The following is a 17,783-nucleotide window of genomic DNA, read 5'->3' as shown; positions in this document are numbered from 1 at the left end:
TTGCGGTTAAACGATCCTGCATATCAAACCTGAAACTTGAAACAAAAAAACTTATATTTGATTTCTATTAAAAACAAACTCATGAAACTTTTTACCCTTCTCATTTCACTATTAACAATCACCTCTTTCGCTCAAAATAATAAAAAATACGATACTTTTTTTGAGAAAGGAAACGGAAATCAATCGGCTTCTTATCAAGAAACTATAGCTTATTTTAAAATGCTTGCCGCTGATTTTCCAACTATTCAAATGAAAGAAATGGGATTGACCGATTCTGGCGAACCATTACACATGATAACTTTTAATCCGGACAAAGAATTTGATTTTGATAAAATTCAGAAAACAAAAGCTGTTCTTTTTGTAAACAATGGAATCCATGCCGGAGAACCGGACGGAATCGATGCAACCATGCAGTTTTACAGAGATTTGGCAACCGGAAAAATGAAAGCACCAAAAAATACGGTTTTGGTTACCATTCCGGTTTATAATATCGGCGGTGCTTTAAATAGAAATTCGACAACGCGTGCCAATCAAGACGGACCTGAAGTTTACGGTTTTAGAGGAAATGCCCGAAACTATGATTTGAATCGTGATTTAATGAAATCGGATACTCGAAATACAAAGAGTTTTGTAGAGATTTTCCAAAAAATAAATGCCGATGTTTTTATTGATAATCACGTGAGCAACGGTTCTGATTACCAATACAAGCTGACGTATATCATGACGCAACACAACAAACTTGGAAAAGTTTTGGGTGATTTTATGAATGACGAAATGATGCCGGCTTTGGTAAAAGATCTTCAGAAAAAGAAAATCGAAACTACGCCATATGTAGATTCTTTTAAAGACACGCCTGATAAAGGTTTTGGACAATTTGTTGACAGTCCGCGATATACTACAGGTTATACGTCTTTGTTTAACACAATTGGTTTTGTGGTTGAAACGCACATGCTGAAAAAATATGCTGAACGCGTAAAAATGACGTATGAATACATGAAATCAACTTTGGATTTTACCGATGCCAATTATCAAAAAATCAAAGATTTAAGAGTACAGAATTTAGAACAATATCAGCCTAAAAAATCCTATACGCTTCAATGGGAAATGGACAGCACAAAAGCCACAAAATTTACTTTTTTAGGCTACGAAGCGGGTTATAAAAAAAGCGACGCTACAACAGGCGACCGTTTGTATTATGACAGAAGCAAACCGTATAAAAAAGATGTTCCGTATATAAAAGAATTCAAATCGGCTAAGGAAATTGTGATTCCTACGGCGTATATAGTTCCGCGAGGTTATTGGAATATTATTGATCTTTTGAAAAACAACAATATTTCATTTCGCCAGTTTAAAAACGATACTATTATTGAAGTAGAAAGCTATAAAATTGCCGATTTTAAAACGGTTCCATCTGCTTACGAAGGACATTATACGCATAGAAACACAACGGTAACTTCTAAAATGGTCAAAATGGCTTTCGCGAAAGGTGATTATTACGTTCCAACAAACCAAAAAGGCGTTAAATATTTAATCGAAGCTTTTGAACCAGAAGGTGTTGATTCATTTTTTAACTGGAATTTCTTTGACCCAATTTTACAACAAAAAGAGCATTATTCAGAGTATATTTTTGAAGATACTGCCGGACAACTTTTAAAAGATAATCCTGCCCTAAAAGCAGAATTAGAAACCAAAAAACAAAACGACCGCGAATTTGCTAAAAGTGCTGAAGCACAATTGGATTGGATTTATAAGCATTCCGTTTATTATGAGAAGGCGCATTTGCAATATCCTGTGTATAGAGTACTTTAATAAAAAATGATATTTTCGATTTTACGTTTTACATCATATTTTATTATTCAGAATAATTATTTTTGATAATACTTTTCTTTATTACTTCTAATGGATAATCATCAATTATGAAATATTCTAAAAAAGAAATTACTAGAGCTGGAAATACTATTTTAGTTTCAAAATCTCAAGAAGAAATTAATTCTGCTCTTCTTAAGATAAATGACTGGAGAACTAGCCATCTTCAACCCCTAAAAGTTATGAAGAGAAGCTTGATGAAAATTCTAGCGAAAAAGAACATTGAACCATATTTAGTTTCACAACGCCTTAAGCGATTAACTTCTATTGTATATAAACTTGACTTAAACCCTAATATGGGATTGGGAGGAATGCAAGATATAGGAGGCTACAGAGCTGTTGTCAAAGATACTAAAGATTTAAAAAAAGCAAAAAGGGCATTAGAATCGGTATCATCAAACCACAAATTGGAAAAAATAAATGATTATATAGAAAATCCTAAAATATCCGGTTATAGAAGTATACATTACATATATAAATATTACTCTAAAACAGAAAAATACAATTCATTAAAAGTCGAATTACAGTTAAGAACTAAACTGCAACATTATTGGGCAACCGCTGTAGAAACTGCAGGGATTATCACAAAAACATCTCTTAAATCAAGTCAAGGTCCTGATGAATGGTTAGAATTTTTTAAAATCGTAAGTTCATTATTCGCAATAAAAGAGAATCTTCCTGTCCTAGAAATACATAAAAAAAATACCATGCAGGAACTCATGGTGGAATGTTATAATTATTGTGAAAAATTAAAAGTGATTGATACTTTGAAAGCTTTAAGAGTTACTACAGAGCATTTAGAGAAACAAAAATTTCCAGGAGATTACTATTTAATACATATCGACATTGAAAAACAAATAGTCTCTTTAAATGTTTTTAATAAATCTAGATACAATATTGCAACTAGAACATATCTTAATTTAGAAAAAGAAATAGATGATACAAAAAATGCTGTTGTATTAGTATCTGCCACTTCATTTAAATCATTAAAACAAGCATATCCAAGTTATTTCCTTGATACATCAGAATTTTTAAATGCGTTGGAAAGAATAAATGCAAATTGTATAAACAGAGGGTATCTGAAAACAATAAATAAATAAATAAATAAATAAATAAATAAATAAATAAATAAATAAATAAAACCTTAATCAACAAATCATTATAAACTTAAACCCGATAGCGCGGATTTGTAATCCGTGCCCGCAAACAAAAGAAATATCTAAAACTTAAAAACGATATACTTTGCATGCCCCATGCTAGCATGAGCGTCCCGCTCGTGAACACTCCCTAAATTACAAAAATCTAAAAAAGGTCACGAGCGGGACGCTCGCGCCAGCAAAAAAAATAAAGAAATACGGCTTCCCGTAACGTTATTCAATTTCAACATTCTATATTTGGTTTTAGAATTTATTACCCAATTCTAACCTTAACCAAAAACTATGAATAACCAAACCGGCGACACTATTGTTGAGGGAATATTTTACGGACTAAATTATTTTGGAGCCCTATTCCATTGGTCCGTTTTCTTCGGCAGAAAATCTTTTCAAAAAGTGCTTCAAAGCAGTTTTATAAATTCCGTTATCGGAATTCTTGTCCTTGTTTTGATCGTTATATTCTTCAAAAATGAAGTTTTACATTTAATCGTTTACCTAATCAAAAACCACCTAAATCAAAACTAAAAATGAATCCACAACCTTCAAGAAATTCATCTTCAGGAAACTCATCATCAGGAAACCCAAAAGTCTTTTCAATAATAGGTTTAGTATTTGCTATAATCGCTTTTCTTTTTTCAATCATTCCATGTATCGGGTTTTATGCCATCGGGCCAAGTATATTTGCAATTGCGTTCAGCGGTATTTCATATCTCGGCTTAAAAGAAAGAAATGAAAGCACAGGAACTTCTCTTGCTGGATTAATTGTTGGAGTTGCCGCAATCTCAATAGGCGCTTTTCAATATTACCAATATCAAACTGTTTTCGAAACCAAAGCCGAAATCGAAAAATCGATTAATGAAACTGAAGAACATGTAATGGACACGCTTCAAAAAAAGGTTTTGGAAAAAGTGGGAGAAAAATTGGAAGAAGAATTGGAAAAAGATTCGATACAAAAAGCCAAAAATGATTCGATCCAAAAAGATTCTATTTCAAAAAAATAAGGAATATCATTTTTTCAATCTTTTGATATTTATGACGATCGTGTTTTTAATTTTTTATTTGAAAACAGATCTCATACATATTAAATGCCCTTATGCTGAAATTGGAGTGAAATGCAAAACCTGCGGACTGACAACCTCTTTTAAAAGGATTTTAAATGGTAATTTTTCTGATTTAAACTTTGGTTTTTTATTGCTATTTATTGCTTTTTTATCGCAATTGATTATTCGGCCATTGGCTAGTTTTATTTTGCTTTTTTCGGAAAAAACCGTTTTAATTAGAAATATTGATTTTGTTCTTTCTGTATTTTTATTTGGATTTGCTTATGCTGAATTTATGTAACATTTTATAAAATTATTTCTTTTAACAAACTGACATCATGAAGTTTAAACCCGCATTAATAATCGTATTTGTTGCCGGAATTTCTTCATGCAAAAATGAAGCAAAAGAGAATAATCTTAAATCTAATCCAGATGCTTCGGGTTTCAAAAATCAATAATTCAACTATGATAAAAAAATACAATGCTCTTCTTATTTTTGGAATTATAGAAACGATTCTGTTGCTAATAACTTTTTATTTTACTTCAAAAGACAGCGCTCTTTCGTTTTCAGTTTTAACAGCACTTTTTCTAATTGTTGCACCTGTTGTGTACTATTTTTTGAGTCGAAAAGAAAAAACAGAATTCACCTTTTGGTTTGTTTTCTATTTGGCTTTCAAAATAACACCTTTTTTATTCCCAATGGAAGGCAACTTTTTCAAAGTTCTTTTTGATTGGAAAATTTATTTCAACATTGCATTTCTTTTGTTTTTAATGTGGACAGCCATTCAATTTATTTTAAACTTGAAAAAAAGCATAAAACTAACCAATAACGAAAGCCAGGACGATTACGATGTAATTACTTATTCTTTACAAAAATCTATTAAGTTTAAAAAATTAGGTCAAATAATAACATTCGAAATTTGTTCGCTCTATTACTGTTTTATAAAATGGACCAACAACAAAACTCCTGAAAACCAATTTACCGGATATAAAAACAGTGGAGTATCAGCCATTTATATTGGCCTAATGCTGGCCTCGATTGCCGAAGCCGTAACGGTGCATATGTTGCTTATTTCGCATAGCAAAAAGAGCGCAATCTTATTTTTGATCTTACACATTTACCTTTTGCTAAATCTAACCGGGCAATTAAAAGCAATAATTTTTAGAAGACATAGCATTTTGTCCGAAAAAATTATAATTCGTTATGGGCTTTTTAATTCGTTAGAAATCCCAATTGATTCTATTGAGAATATAAGCAGATTTGAAGGCGATTATGAAAAAAACAGCAATCTGGCAAAACTAGCCTTATTAGGCAAATTAGAACCTCACAATGTAAGTATTGAAGTTAAAGACAACATAGAAGTTCATTTACCTTTTGGCATTATTAAAAAGCCGAAATTAATACTCTTATACATTGATGATGTTGACACATTTGTGTTTAATGTCAAATCCCGATAACGCAGATTACAAATCTGCGCTATCGTTATACTAATTTCTTTGTTAGAAAAAATAACATTTACGGTTTCCCGCAACTATATTCAATTTCAAGATTTTATATTTGAAATAAAATAGCATTTCCTAACGCGTTTGCTTGGATACATGTCCGCAAAGAAAAAATATCAAAACACAAAAACAGATATACTTTGTGGATATGCTTTCGCGGTATTTATGTAAAAATAGTTCATTTAAAAACTTGTCTGATGAAATTTAAACTTGTACTTCTAGTTGCATTTATTTTAGGTATTTCTTCATGTAAAAATGAGTCAAAAGAGGATAATCTTAAATCTAATCCCAACGCTTCAGGGCTAAAAACTGAAAAGAAAACTATTCTGGAGGATTCTTTAAAGAAGGATTCCGCAGCTGTTGACTCGTCAAAAAGTAATTTGGCCGAAGACAGAAAGTTATTAGCCGATTTTTTCATTAAAAATGACAAAAAGCCACAATTCTTTTTGATAAATAATCTGAAAGACACAACAATTGTTTGTGCTGAGAAAACTAAAATTACTTTTAAAGCAAACTCACTTGTTTTGCTTAAATCAGGAAAGGAAGCAACAGGAAAAATCAAAATATCGGTTAAGGAATATTACGCTATTTCGGATATGATTTTGGATGGACTTTCGACCACTTCTAATGGAAAAATAATAGAAACCAATGGTATGTTGCATATTGTTGCAACTGCAAATGAAGAAAAATGTGGATTAAAAAAAGGAAAGAATATCGAAATTGCTTTTCCTCAAAAGGGAAATAAAGAAGGAATGCAGCTTTTTTATGGAAATTGGCAAAAAGATCAAATCAATTGGATTGTCGACAAAAACTCGGTTGATTTAGCACAGACTTTTAGCGATGTTGATGAAAAGCCAGTATATATTGGCGGAAATGACGCCTTGTACAAATTCATTGGCAAAAATTACAGACTTCCTGAAGAAGAAATTAGTGGCAAAATATATGCTTCGTTTGTTGTAAACAAAGAAGGAAATGTCACTAATATCAAGATAATAAAAGGTTTGAGCAGAACCGCCGATGATGAATATCTTAGAGTTCTCAAAAAACTAGGAAAATTTACTCCCGGCAAAATAAAAGGCATTCCTGTAAACTGTATCTATAGTATACCAATTACCATAAAATCTGAAGATTACGAGATTTCTACTTCGAGAAATTATAACAGTAATCGCATTGTGGAACCCTATAGTACTAAAACTGATGACAATATAAAAGCTGATGAAATAAATTATTATGCGTTCAGCAGTTCAAAACTAGGCTACCTAAATTGTGATCGATTTTTAACCTATATTCCATCGTTAGTATTTAATTACGGGGTTATTGTTGAAGATGAGAGTAATGTTTCGATTAGTATCATTTACCATCGTTTTAAATCAATTATGAAAGGTGCATTAAGTCCTAAAAAAGTTGTTTTTTATAATTCGCTTTTAAAAGAGAAAATTACAATCGTTGCTATTAAATATTTTGAAGGCAAACCATTTTTAGCTATTAAAGAAACTACAACTAGCGAAAAATCTGAGAAGAATTTGCAATTTAATCCGGTAACACCTGAAGAGTTGAAAAATGAAATTCTAAAATTGAATACACTAAATTGAAACTTTAAGCATTAAAAAAAAATTAAAGATAAAGTTTGGCGCCGCGTGAGGGATAGAAGCTGGCTACCGAAGTAGCGCGGATAGCCCGACAGCATACCGATAAAAGGGCGAATAAGCGCAAACTGAATTAGCCCTTTTATCGGGATGGTGGCACGCCCTACTATTTAAACTCCAAATTTTAAACTGCTGCCACAACGCAACCTTTTCAAGCTTTTTGTACTATAAAATATAACGCAAACAAAAAGCAAAATGAAAAAAATAGCAATATTACTTATTGGACTTTGCATGATTTCATGCTCAAACGAAGAATTGGGTAGTTCTGAAATTAAAAGTGAACTTATTAGTATTGAGGAAAATCAATATCTGGATAATGAATTATGGATACATAAAGTTTACAATTTTGATGACAATAAATTGATAAATATCAAATATGAAAACTCTGATTTTGGCGATGAATACACTTATAATGAAAAAGGATTAGTATCGAAAATAGTAGAAAATGTAGATATTGGAAAAGTTTTAAAAACAACAACATACAAATACGATAATAAAGGTAGAATAATTGAATTCAACCAGATTCCGGGTAACCTTGATTTTAATTTAAGTGCTTTTAAATATACCTTTACATATCTTTCAGATAGAATACTTCGTGCATTTAAATCGCAATCAGGAAACTCAGAAACAATAGAGTTTTTCGTCGATGCAAACTATAATATTATCAAAAAAACAGTAGCAAATAGCGACTATAACTACATTTTTACATATGAAAATGGCAACCTCACAGAGGCTTCGGAATTTAATAAAAATAGTAAAGGCACTTCTGTAAATTACAAGTATAGCAACTTAAAAAATGAACTTCAGATCAATCAATTTATTTTTGGAAAAGAATGGAAACTAAATAGTTTTTTATGTCGTTTACATCCTGGTAATTCTATTTTAACGAGGATTTCTGAAAACTTGGTTTCTGAATATTCGACTACTTTTAGAAATCCTATAATCACTGATAAACAAACAGATATCACAAAATTTAATTATAGCATGAACGACAAAAATCAAATGGAGAAATAGACTATTTTGCGCACGGCAACAACTAATGGAATTGTTGATGTTGATTCGCGAACTGAGATTTCATATCAGTATAAATAGCTCTTTTTTATAAGTCTTTAACATTTTATGATATTAAAAAAGCCCAATACCATTTGTTACTGGGCTTTTTTGTAGCTTTTTGTTTAGAAATTTTAAGATTCTAAATTTTCTTTTTTTGTTTTTAAATCTACAGAAGCGTAATTTTCTTCTTGAAACAACAATTTAATGTTTTCATAAGAATTTTTAAGTGCTTCTTTGATTTGTTCTCGATTTAACCAAGCAACTTTTTCAATTCCTTCTTCTAGTTGTCCGTGAGGTGTTCCCTCAAAATCAGATTGCATTTCGAACCAATGCGTAATTTTGAGCTTGTATTTTCCGTTACGTTTAAAGATATGATAGGTTTTTTGAAGTTTATTCGTAATACGAAGCTTGTTTACTCCTGTCTCCTCCTCTACCTCACGCATAGCCGTCGCTTCAATGTCTTCCCCTTTTTCGATACCGCCTTTTGGCAGATCCCATTTTCCGTTTCTAAAGATGAATAAGACTTCGCCTTTCTTGTTGTAGACAAAGCCTCCACCAGCTTTATTCACTGGAATTTTGGCTTTCAGGGTTTTCATTATCTCACTTTCATCTGGATGATACAGAATCGCTTTTTGAATTTTATTTTGAAAAATTTTTATAATAAGCTGTTCGATATCAATACTTTCTAACAAGAACAATTGGAAATCTGTTTCTTTCGAGATTTCATTTGTCAAAAAAAGTGGTTTGTCGTTTACAAAAACTTTATACATTTGTATTATGATTTTTAATAAAGATACTGCCGAAAAAACAGCCGAATTGCTTTTGCAAATAAATGCAATTAAATTGAATCCCGAAAATCCTTTTACGTGGGCTTCTGGTTGGAAATCGCCTATTTACTGTGATAATAGGTTAATTCTTTCATTTCCGAGCATCAGAAACTATGTTCGTGATGAATTTGCTAAAAACATTGAAAAACAATTTGGAAAACCTGATGTGATTGCTGGTGTTGCTACTGGAGCCATTGGTGTTGGAATTTTGGTTGCCGAAAGTTTAGGTCTTCCTTTCGTATATGTGCGTCCGGAACCTAAAAAACACGGAAGACAAAACCAAGTTGAAGGTTTTTTACAAAAAGGACAAAATGTTGTAGTTGTCGAAGATTTAATTAGTACTGGAAAAAGCAGTTTGATGGCTGTTGAAGCGTTAAGAAGCGAAGGTGCTAATATTAAAGGTATGGCCGCGATCTTCACATACGGCTTTGGTGTTGCTGAAGAAAATTTCAAAGAAGCAAATATTGATTTATTCACTTTGAGCAATTACGAAAATCTTTTAAGCTTAGCTGTTCAAAAACAATATATCACTGAAGATCAGCAATCAACATTGCTTGAATGGAGCCAAAGCCCATCAACTTGGGGACAAGAATAGATTTTAGATTTTAGATTTTAGATTTTAGATTTTAGATTTTAGATTTTAGATTTTAGATTTTAGATTTTCTAAAAAATCGCTTTGCTCTTTTTTGGAATTTATAAAGATTCGAGCTTTGCGAACTTTGCGGAATTATATATAAAGTTTATAAAAAACCTAGCGCCCTTTGCGGTTAAATAAAAATTAAAAAACAACATATGAACTTAGAAAGTCCAAAAGTTACTGTTCAGAAATCAGCTCAAGATTTATTTGATCAATTGACTGATGTAAAGAATTTCGAAAAATTAATGCCAGACAATATCGCTAAATTTGAAGTGACTGGTGAAGACGCTTTTATTTTTGGATTGAAAGGGATGCCGGAAATCAAATTAAAAATGAAAGATAAAGTAGCACCAAACAAAATTGTTTTGGGTGCTGCAAGCGATAAGCTTCCGTTTACTTTGACTTCAAACATTGATAGTGTTTCTGATTCTGAAAGCGCAGTTCAATTATTCTTCGAAGGCGAATTCAACGCTATGATGGCCATGATGATCAAAGGGCCAATCAGCAAGTTTATTGAAACCCTTGCAAACAATATGAATAAACTTTAATAATGGTAAATTATTAATTGTGAATTATAAATGAAAGCCTGATTTAACGATCAGGCTTTTTTATTTTAAATTTTCTCTCGCAGATTTTGCAGATTGAGCTGATTTATTTTCTTCATTTCGACTAAAAGAAGAAATGATAAAAAAGCTTTGTTACTTTCCCCCTTTGCCCCTTTGTCCCTCTAAAACAAACACTTCATCCACAAAAAATCACAGTTCAGCAGCAAAAATTATTTTCCGTTGAAATATTGATCGAAGTTTGAATCATCAAACTAAAACATATCAAAATGGAATCAGCTATTAAGATTTTAATTTACATTCACGCATTTTTTGGAGGAATCGGATTAATTACCGGAATTGGAAGTATCGTTGTCAAAAAAGGCGGAAAACTGCATAAACGAATGGGAAAATTATTTTCGATCGGAATGATTACAAGCTCGCTTATTTCACTGCCAATTTGCTGGATGCCAAAACATCAAAATTTTTTTTTATTCCTTATCGGATTGTTCACTATTTATCTTGTTGTTTCAGGAAATCGAGCTTTAAGCTTCAAAACAAAATCAAAAGCCGATTTGACTGACAAAATAATTTCTGGAACAATGCTTTTCTTTTCTGTAATAATGATTTCGATAGGTTTGTATTGTCAACTAAATCATATTGCAAACGGAATCTTATTTACATTTTTCGGCGGATTTGGGCTTTTTATGACCGTAAAAGATTTTATCTTTTTCAAAAACTTCTCAGAAACCAACAGAAACTGGCTTTCAAAACATATCGGAAAAATGATGGGCGCTTTAATCGCCTCTATTACCGCATATATCGTCGCAGGATTAGGAATCGGAAGTTTGATCGCCTGGATTATGCCATCCATTTTAGGAACATTCTACATCATTTATTGGAACAAAAAAATAGAACCAAAACCAATAATCAACCCGAGTTAAACAGTTTCAATAAGAAACCTTTGCCCCTTTGTAACTTTGCCCCTTTGTCCCTCTAATAAAGCATCTGAATTTCCTTGATGTCAAATTCTGAAATCGAATCATCTTCCAGCAAAACTTGCAATTTTCCAATTGAAGAAACGCCTTGGATAATTCCCATAAAATTTTGTCCAGATGAATTCGGATGCAGGTCTTTAAAAGGCATTGGGACACCTTTTCGGAATAATGTATTGTAATAATTGTCCCAAAAATCAGCAGCTTTATTTTCCCACGAATTAATTTTCTCTTTTATTTTTTCAACAATCATTTCTGGTAAAATATCTTTATTTAAAGCTTTACCTAAAATAACTGCCAATGAAGAAGCATTTGGCAATTCGTCAAAATTAGTCTGATTGACATTGAGCCCTAATCCGACAACTGACACGATTCTGCCATCACTTTTGATGGTATTTTCGATTAATATGCCACCGACTTTTTTATTGTATGACATAATGTCGTTTGGCCATTTTATGCTTAATTCGGGAATATTTAATGATTTTAAGACTTCTATTACACTTAATGAGACAATTAAACTCAAATTAAAAACCTGTTCGTTATCAAATATAAAATCTTTCACCAAGGTACTCATAATTAAGTTTTTACCAGATTCAGACTGCCATTTTGCTCCCATTTGCCCCTTTCCTTTTGTCTGATTTTCAGCCGTTACCACCGTAAAATTCTCGAGTTCATCTTGGCTTGACAATGCCTTTAGAAAGTCATTTGTAGAATCTATGGCATCGAGTTTGATTAGTTTCATCTAAATAATTTAAATTAACTTAATTTAATATTTTGTTAAGGTTCAAAAATAATCACAAATTTTGGTAACTTTACAAATTCATAAAAATAATTCATGGCGAAAAAGACTATTAATAATGATGTTCTATTGGCGAACATAATCAAAGGGATTGAAGAAGTAAAAGGGAATGATATCGATATTCTTGACTTAAGAGATATAGATACCGCCGTGTGCGACTATTTTGTTATTTGCAACGGTACTTCAAACACTCAAGTTAACGCCATAGTAAACTCTATACAGAAAACAGTATCTAAAGACTTAAAAGACAAACCTTGGCACGTAGAAGGAACCGATAATGCAGAATGGGTCCTGATGGATTATGTGCATATCGTGGTACATGTTTTCCAAAAACACATTCGTGAATACTATAATATCGAGAGCCTTTGGGGTGACGCCAAAATAACTACAATCGAAAACAAATACTAAAGAAAAATTTTTCTAATGGCTAAAGATAATAATCCAAATCCGAATAAATTTAAAATAAGTCCTTGGTTAATATATACCGCAATACTTTTAGTTTTTTTATTTATAAGTTTTGCAACCGGAGGATCTAACTTAAGCGAGCCTGCTCAATTGACTTCTTCTAAATTCAATACGCTTTTAGAAAAAGGCCAAATTGAAAAAGTTATCGTTTATAATAAAGCCGAAGCTGAAGTTTACCTAACAGCTGCAGCGCTAAAAGATAAAGCAAACGAGAAGGTTTCTAAAGACATTTTCAAAAATGTTAACAAGGGACCACACTATACGTTAGAAATTGGTAATGATCAAATTTTCCAAACTAAACTTGAAAAAGCAGTTAGCGAAGGAAAATTAAAAGATTTCAATTTCTTGCAGAAAAACAATTGGAGCGATATCTTAATCAGTCTTCTTCCAATTATCATCATTATTGGTGTGTGGATTTTCATCATGCGTAAAATGTCTGGCGGAGGCGCTGGCGGAGGCGGACAGATTTTCAACATCGGAAAATCTAAAGCAAAACTTTTTGACGAAAAAACAGATATCAAAACAACATTTAAAGATGTTGCCGGTTTAGAAGGTGCAAAAGAAGAGATTCAAGAAATCGTTGAATTCCTTAAAAATCCAGAAAAATATACAAATTTAGGAGGTAAAATTCCTAAAGGAGCTTTACTTGTAGGGCCTCCGGGAACTGGTAAAACTTTATTAGCAAAAGCTGTTGCTGGTGAAGCTCAAGTCCCTTTCTTCTCATTATCAGGTTCTGATTTCGTTGAAATGTTTGTTGGTGTTGGTGCATCTCGTGTACGTGACTTATTTAAACAAGCAAAAGAAAAATCTCCTGCTATCATTTTCATCGACGAGATTGATGCTGTTGGTAGAGCAAGAGGAAAAAGCAATATGTCTGGCGGAAACGATGAAAGAGAAAATACTTTGAACCAATTATTGACAGAAATGGACGGTTTTGGTACAAACTCTAATGTAATTGTTTTAGCCGCAACAAACAGAGCAGATGTTCTTGACAAAGCTTTAATGCGTGCTGGACGTTTTGACAGACAAATTTTCGTTGACTTACCAGATATTCGTGAGAGAGCTGAAATTTTTAAAGTTCACTTAGCTCCTATCAAAAAAGTTGAAGGTCTTGATTTAGATTTCTTAGCCAAACAAACTCCAGGTTTCTCTGGTGCTGATATTGCAAATGTTTGTAACGAAGCAGCATTAATTGCAGCTCGTAACAATAAAGATGCTGTTGACAGACAAGATTTTCTTGATGCTGTTGACAGAATTATTGGTGGTCTTGAAAAGAAAAACAAAATCATTACTCCAGACGAAAAAAGAGCAATCGCCATTCACGAAGCTGGTCACGCAACGGTTAGCTGGATGTTAGAGCACGCTGCACCACTTATTAAAGTAACAATTGTTCCTCGTGGACAAAGTTTAGGAGCCGCTTGGTACTTGCCAGAAGAAAGACAAATCGTGAGAACAGATCAAATGCTAGACGAAATGTGTGCCACTATGGGTGGTAGAGCTGCTGAAAAAGTAACTTTTGACAGAATTTCAACTGGCGCATTGAGCGATTTAGAGAAAGTAACGCGTCAAGCTCGTGCCATGGTAACGATTTACGGTTTGAATGACAAAATCGGGAATGTTACGTATTATGATTCAAGCGGACAGAGTGAATACAGTTTCTCTAAACCATATTCTGATGAAACAGCAAAAATTATTGATGCTGAAATTTCAGAGCTAATTGAAGGCCAATATCAAAGAGCTATTCAAATTCTTGAGGAGAACAAAGACAAGTTGAATCAACTTGCTGATATACTGATAGAAAAAGAAGTTATTTTTAAAGATGACTTAGAAACAATTTTCGGAAAACGAACTTTTGACAAAAATCTGGAAGAAGTAGTTTCGTAAATTGTACTGAAATATGTAATATTTTTTAAAATCTTAATTCAAAATCGCCTTTTGAATTAAGATTTTTTTATCTTTGAACGTTTTCAATTAACATGTAAAGTATTTCATATAAAAATGAATTTTTTCAAAAAAATATTTGGTTCTAGCGAATCTGCTTCTGACGAAGAGCACGAAAGCGAATATGGAGGAAACCCTATTCAGAACAGTCATTTATCTATAGACGAACAATTCATTTTTAACTTTAAGAAAAATGGCGGTAAATTTTTATATTGTGAAAACACACAAGAAGTTGCCGAACAATTTGAAAACATATTAGAAGAAAATGATTGGTTTGAAAATGAAGTTTTATGTTATGAGCCCGCCTTATTTCATTTATTAGAAGAAAATAAGCTGACTTATATTTCACCAAGAAATCCAAAATTTCTATTGGCTTCATGCGAAAACTTAATTGCCGATGAAGGTTCAATTTTGTTTTCTTCCAAACAAATCAGACAGGACAAACCTAATGAACTTCCTGCAAACATTGTCATAATTGCAACAACTAGTCAAATTTTACCAATGAAAAGTGATGGCTTGAGCGCAATTAAACGCAAGTACGAACGTGACTATCCAACTAACATTACCACAATAAAATATTTCGAAAAGGCAAAAGAGGAAGATTTTACACAATACGGAAGTGTTGCAAAAAATCTTTATTTACTGCTTTTAGAAGATCTTTAAGATGAACGAAACGTTGAAGAGAACCATCTCTGGTGCTGTTTATATTGCTTTACTGCTTACCTCTATTCTGTTTTCGACTGAAAGCTTTATTATTCTTTTCGGGGTCTTCTTGATTATTACGATTTATGAATTCAGCAATCTGGTCAATCTGAACAAAATATTTTCAATTGTTTTTGGAACTTTGATTTACGCATCCGTTTTATTGATTAGTCACTACAACGAACAAACTACTTTGTTTTTGAATGATGCTCTTCAATCGAACCTAGATTTGAACATCAATATCAAACAATTAGATTTAATCTTGCTTGCAGTTACTATAGTAGTTTCAATAAAATGTATTTTGTTTTTATTTTATGACTCGGTTCAAAAAATAAGCACATCTTCAAAATATTTATATTTATTAGGATACATTACACTTCCTTTTATTTTTATCGTCAAAATCTCTTTTGGAACTAATGATTATAACCCAAAAATTATTCTAGGCTTATTCATTTTGATTTGGACCAATGACACTTTTGCTTATTTGGTTGGAAAATCTATGGGAAAGCACAAATTGTTTGAAAGAGTTTCTCCTAAAAAGACAGTTGAAGGATTTCTGGGTGGCGCAATTTTCGCCGCTTTTGCAGGTTTTTTAATATCAAAATTATACATTCAGCCTAATCCCGAATTCAGCAATAAATCAATCTTAATTTGGACTATAATCGCCGTAATTGTGAGCATTTTTGGTACAATTGGAGATTTGATTGAATCCAAATTCAAACGAATTGCCGGCGTAAAAGACAGTGGCTCGATAATGCCCGGACACGGAGGCATCTTAGATCGCTTAGATAGTGTTATATTTGTAGCACCAATTATATTTTTATTTTATCAAATTTTATATTATGTTTCATAAAGAAGGAGGACCATCCATTTTATTAGGTACCGTTTTTGCAGTAGTCTTGCTATTAATAGCTGAAAAGTTTATTGATATTACATGGCTTAGAATGCTAGTTCAAATTTTTGGCGTAGTAGTTTTGATTATTATTTTACAATTCTTTAGAAATCCTAAAAGAATTGCAATCCGCAACAGCGATCATGTTCTTGCACCGGTTGATGGAAAAGTAGTGGTTATTGAAGAAGTTTACGAAGGCGAATACTTCAAAGACAAACGTTTACAGGTTTCTATCTTTATGTCTCCAATCAACGTACACGTAACACGTTACGCAATGGACGGGATTATAAAATTCAGCAAATACCATCCAGGGAAATTCTTGGTAGCGTGGCACCCTAAAGCAAGTGAGGAAAACGAAAGAACTACGGTAGTTATCGAAAATGATACTTTCGGAGCTGTTCTTTACAGACAAATCGCTGGAGCTTTGGCACGTAGAATTGTAAACTATGCAAAAGAAGGAATGCAAGTTGTTCAAGGAACTGATGCAGGCTTTATAAAATTTGGCTCAAGAGTAGATTTATTTTTACCTTTAGGTACTCCAATTGACGTGGTTTTAGGCCAAAAAGCAATTGGCGGAAAAACGATTATAGCTAAAAAAGCTTAATGACTGAAAAAGATTTAGATACACGTTTTTCAGAGGCTGTTGAAACTGCTATGCAAATGACTCAAGCCTCGCTGCCACAAGATGTGCAGTTAAGGCTTTATGCATATTACAAACAAGCTACGTTTGGGACAGCGGTTTATAATCAGTCGCAAAATTTTGATTTGAGAGATGCCTTCAAAACAAATGCTTGGATGCAAATTAGTCATATTTCTATTGAAGAAGCAAAAGAAAATTATATCGAAATCATCAATTCACTAACATCAAAATAAATTAATCATGAAGAGAAACATTACTCGTTTTGGCATTTTAGCTTCATTTTTTGTATTATTTTCTTGTAATGACGGTAACAAACTGACTGAAGTTGTTGAAGTTCCTCTGCCAACAAAAGAAGAAAAAATTACTATAGGAACTCCTGATCAAGTGACTATTGACCCAGGCTCTTTTGGACTTACAAAACTGCCTTTTGGTTATGACGGTTTAGCGCCAGATATTCGTTCGCTAACTTTAGAATCACATTATTCTAAACACTATGTTACGTTCACGAATAATTTAAACAAAGAAATTGTTGCCACTGAGTATGAAAACATGCCAATCGAAGATATTCTGAAAAAAATGGATCTTAGCAATGCTAAGCTTCGTCAAAATGCTGGAGGTTATTATAATCATACATTGTATTTTAATGTTTTGACACCAAAAGAACAAACTCCAAAAGATACGCTTTCAGGATCGATCAATAAGGAATTTGGCTCATTCAATAATTTGACAAATCAATTTAAAGGACAGGCTGAAAAACAATTTGGTTCAGGCTGGGTGTGGCTAGTTGTTGATCGTTATGGCAAACTACAAATTACCACGACTGACAATCAGGACAATCCTTTAATGAAAAATGCATTGATTCCTGGAACTCCAATTTTAGGAATTGATTTATGGGAACATGCTTATTATCTGGACTACCAAAACAGAAAAGGAAGTTACATAGATGCTTTTTACAAACATATAAATTGGGAAAAAGTGAACGAAAATTACGTCGAGGCTTTGAAGAAAGTCAAAAAAGTATAAATCATAAAAAAGCTGATACTCAAAAATGTATCAGCTTTTTTTTATATCTTAATGTCTA

The 17,783-nt window shown here is 32.4% G+C and carries 18 protein-coding genes; 16 read left to right on the top strand and 2 right to left on the bottom strand.

Annotated features, from left to right (window positions below):
• Positions 1 to 81 precede the first annotated feature (81 nt).
• The 6 genes from EYY60_RS15875 to EYY60_RS15840 all read left to right on the top strand — a co-directional run bounded on the left by EYY60_RS15875 (position 82) and on the right by EYY60_RS15840 (position 8,223).
• Positions 82 to 1,809 (top strand): M14 family metallopeptidase, encoded by a 1,728-nt coding sequence (locus tag EYY60_RS15875; RefSeq protein ID WP_132990295.1) that lies wholly within the window; start codon positions 82 to 84, stop codon positions 1,807 to 1,809.
• A gap of 107 nt (positions 1,810 to 1,916) precedes the next feature.
• The gene (locus EYY60_RS15870) at positions 1,917 to 2,966 is read left to right on the top strand and encodes a RelA/SpoT domain-containing protein (RefSeq protein ID WP_132990294.1); all 1,050 of its coding nucleotides are present in this window, start codon (positions 1,917 to 1,919) and stop codon (positions 2,964 to 2,966) included.
• Positions 2,967 to 3,547: 581 nt separating this feature from the next.
• Entirely contained in the window at positions 3,548 to 4,021 is a 474-nt protein-coding gene (locus tag EYY60_RS15860; protein ID WP_132990292.1) for a hypothetical protein, read from the top strand.
• Between the two features lie 504 nt (positions 4,022 to 4,525).
• On the top strand, positions 4,526 to 5,518 hold the full coding sequence (locus EYY60_RS15850) for a hypothetical protein (protein ID WP_132990290.1): 993 nt from the start codon (positions 4,526 to 4,528) through the stop codon (positions 5,516 to 5,518).
• 242 nt (positions 5,519 to 5,760) lie between these two features.
• Positions 5,761 to 7,155, top strand: a complete 1,395-nt coding sequence (locus EYY60_RS15845; RefSeq protein WP_132990289.1) for an energy transducer TonB — start codon at positions 5,761 to 5,763, stop codon at positions 7,153 to 7,155.
• Positions 7,156 to 7,404: 249 nt separating this feature from the next.
• Positions 7,405 to 8,223, top strand: a complete 819-nt coding sequence (locus tag EYY60_RS15840; protein ID WP_132990288.1) for a hypothetical protein — start codon at positions 7,405 to 7,407, stop codon at positions 8,221 to 8,223.
• A 170-nt stretch (positions 8,224 to 8,393) separates the two neighbouring features.
• Here EYY60_RS15840 and EYY60_RS15835 read toward each other — a convergent pair whose 3' ends face one another.
• Positions 8,394 to 9,032 (bottom strand): NUDIX hydrolase, encoded by a 639-nt coding sequence (locus EYY60_RS15835; protein ID WP_132990287.1) that lies wholly within the window; start codon positions 9,030 to 9,032, stop codon positions 8,394 to 8,396.
• 7 nt (positions 9,033 to 9,039) lie between these two features.
• Here EYY60_RS15835 and pyrE point away from each other — a divergent pair, with 7 nt between their 5' ends.
• From pyrE to EYY60_RS15820, 3 genes are all read left to right on the top strand, one after another.
• Positions 9,040 to 9,684 carry an orotate phosphoribosyltransferase gene (pyrE, locus tag EYY60_RS15830; protein WP_132990286.1) on the top strand — a complete coding sequence of 215 codons (645 nt, stop codon included), beginning with the start codon at positions 9,040 to 9,042 and terminating at the stop codon, positions 9,682 to 9,684.
• A 197-nt stretch (positions 9,685 to 9,881) separates the two neighbouring features.
• Positions 9,882 to 10,274: an SRPBCC family protein gene (locus EYY60_RS15825; protein WP_132990285.1), complete on the top strand. Its 393-nt coding sequence runs from the start codon at positions 9,882 to 9,884 to the stop codon at positions 10,272 to 10,274.
• A gap of 284 nt (positions 10,275 to 10,558) precedes the next feature.
• Complete coding sequence (locus EYY60_RS15820; RefSeq protein WP_132990284.1) at positions 10,559 to 11,212, top strand: hypothetical protein; 654 nt, start codon at positions 10,559 to 10,561, stop codon at positions 11,210 to 11,212.
• 52 nt (positions 11,213 to 11,264) lie between these two features.
• Here EYY60_RS15820 and EYY60_RS15815 read toward each other — a convergent pair whose 3' ends face one another.
• Complete coding sequence (locus EYY60_RS15815) at positions 11,265 to 12,005, bottom strand: biotin--[acetyl-CoA-carboxylase] ligase (protein WP_132990283.1); 741 nt, start codon at positions 12,003 to 12,005, stop codon at positions 11,265 to 11,267.
• A 93-nt stretch (positions 12,006 to 12,098) separates the two neighbouring features.
• Here EYY60_RS15815 and rsfS point away from each other — a divergent pair, with 93 nt between their 5' ends.
• The 7 genes from rsfS to EYY60_RS15780 all read left to right on the top strand — a co-directional run bounded on the left by rsfS (position 12,099) and on the right by EYY60_RS15780 (position 17,725).
• On the top strand, positions 12,099 to 12,470 hold the full coding sequence (gene rsfS / locus EYY60_RS15810; protein ID WP_026729351.1) for a ribosome silencing factor: 372 nt from the start codon (positions 12,099 to 12,101) through the stop codon (positions 12,468 to 12,470).
• A gap of 15 nt (positions 12,471 to 12,485) precedes the next feature.
• A complete protein-coding gene (ftsH, locus tag EYY60_RS15805) occupies positions 12,486 to 14,411 on the top strand; it encodes an ATP-dependent zinc metalloprotease FtsH (RefSeq protein ID WP_132990282.1) in 1,926 nt (641 codons plus the stop codon).
• 114 nt (positions 14,412 to 14,525) lie between these two features.
• Positions 14,526 to 15,131 carry a lactate utilization protein B/C gene (locus tag EYY60_RS15800; RefSeq protein WP_132990281.1) on the top strand — a complete coding sequence of 202 codons (606 nt, stop codon included), beginning with the start codon at positions 14,526 to 14,528 and terminating at the stop codon, positions 15,129 to 15,131.
• 1 nt (position 15,132) lies between these two features.
• Positions 15,133 to 16,023: a phosphatidate cytidylyltransferase gene (locus tag EYY60_RS15795; protein WP_132990280.1), complete on the top strand. Its 891-nt coding sequence runs from the start codon at positions 15,133 to 15,135 to the stop codon at positions 16,021 to 16,023.
• On the top strand, positions 16,013 to 16,666 hold the full coding sequence (locus EYY60_RS15790; RefSeq protein WP_132990279.1) for a phosphatidylserine decarboxylase family protein: 654 nt from the start codon (positions 16,013 to 16,015) through the stop codon (positions 16,664 to 16,666). The genes EYY60_RS15795 and EYY60_RS15790 overlap by 11 nt, the downstream gene beginning before the upstream one ends.
• Positions 16,666 to 16,935 carry an acyl-CoA-binding protein gene (locus tag EYY60_RS15785; RefSeq protein WP_132990278.1) on the top strand — a complete coding sequence of 90 codons (270 nt, stop codon included), beginning with the start codon at positions 16,666 to 16,668 and terminating at the stop codon, positions 16,933 to 16,935. The genes EYY60_RS15790 and EYY60_RS15785 overlap by 1 nt, the downstream gene beginning before the upstream one ends.
• A 7-nt stretch (positions 16,936 to 16,942) precedes the next feature.
• Positions 16,943 to 17,725: a superoxide dismutase gene (locus EYY60_RS15780; protein ID WP_132990277.1), complete on the top strand. Its 783-nt coding sequence runs from the start codon at positions 16,943 to 16,945 to the stop codon at positions 17,723 to 17,725.
• Positions 17,726 to 17,783: the final 58 nt, after the last annotated feature.

It is taken from the genome of Flavobacterium zhairuonense, from assembly GCF_004352915.1.
GTDB lineage: Bacteria > Bacteroidota > Bacteroidia > Flavobacteriales > Flavobacteriaceae > Flavobacterium > Flavobacterium zhairuonense.
This window is presented reverse-complemented; position numbering and strand designations above follow the sequence as displayed.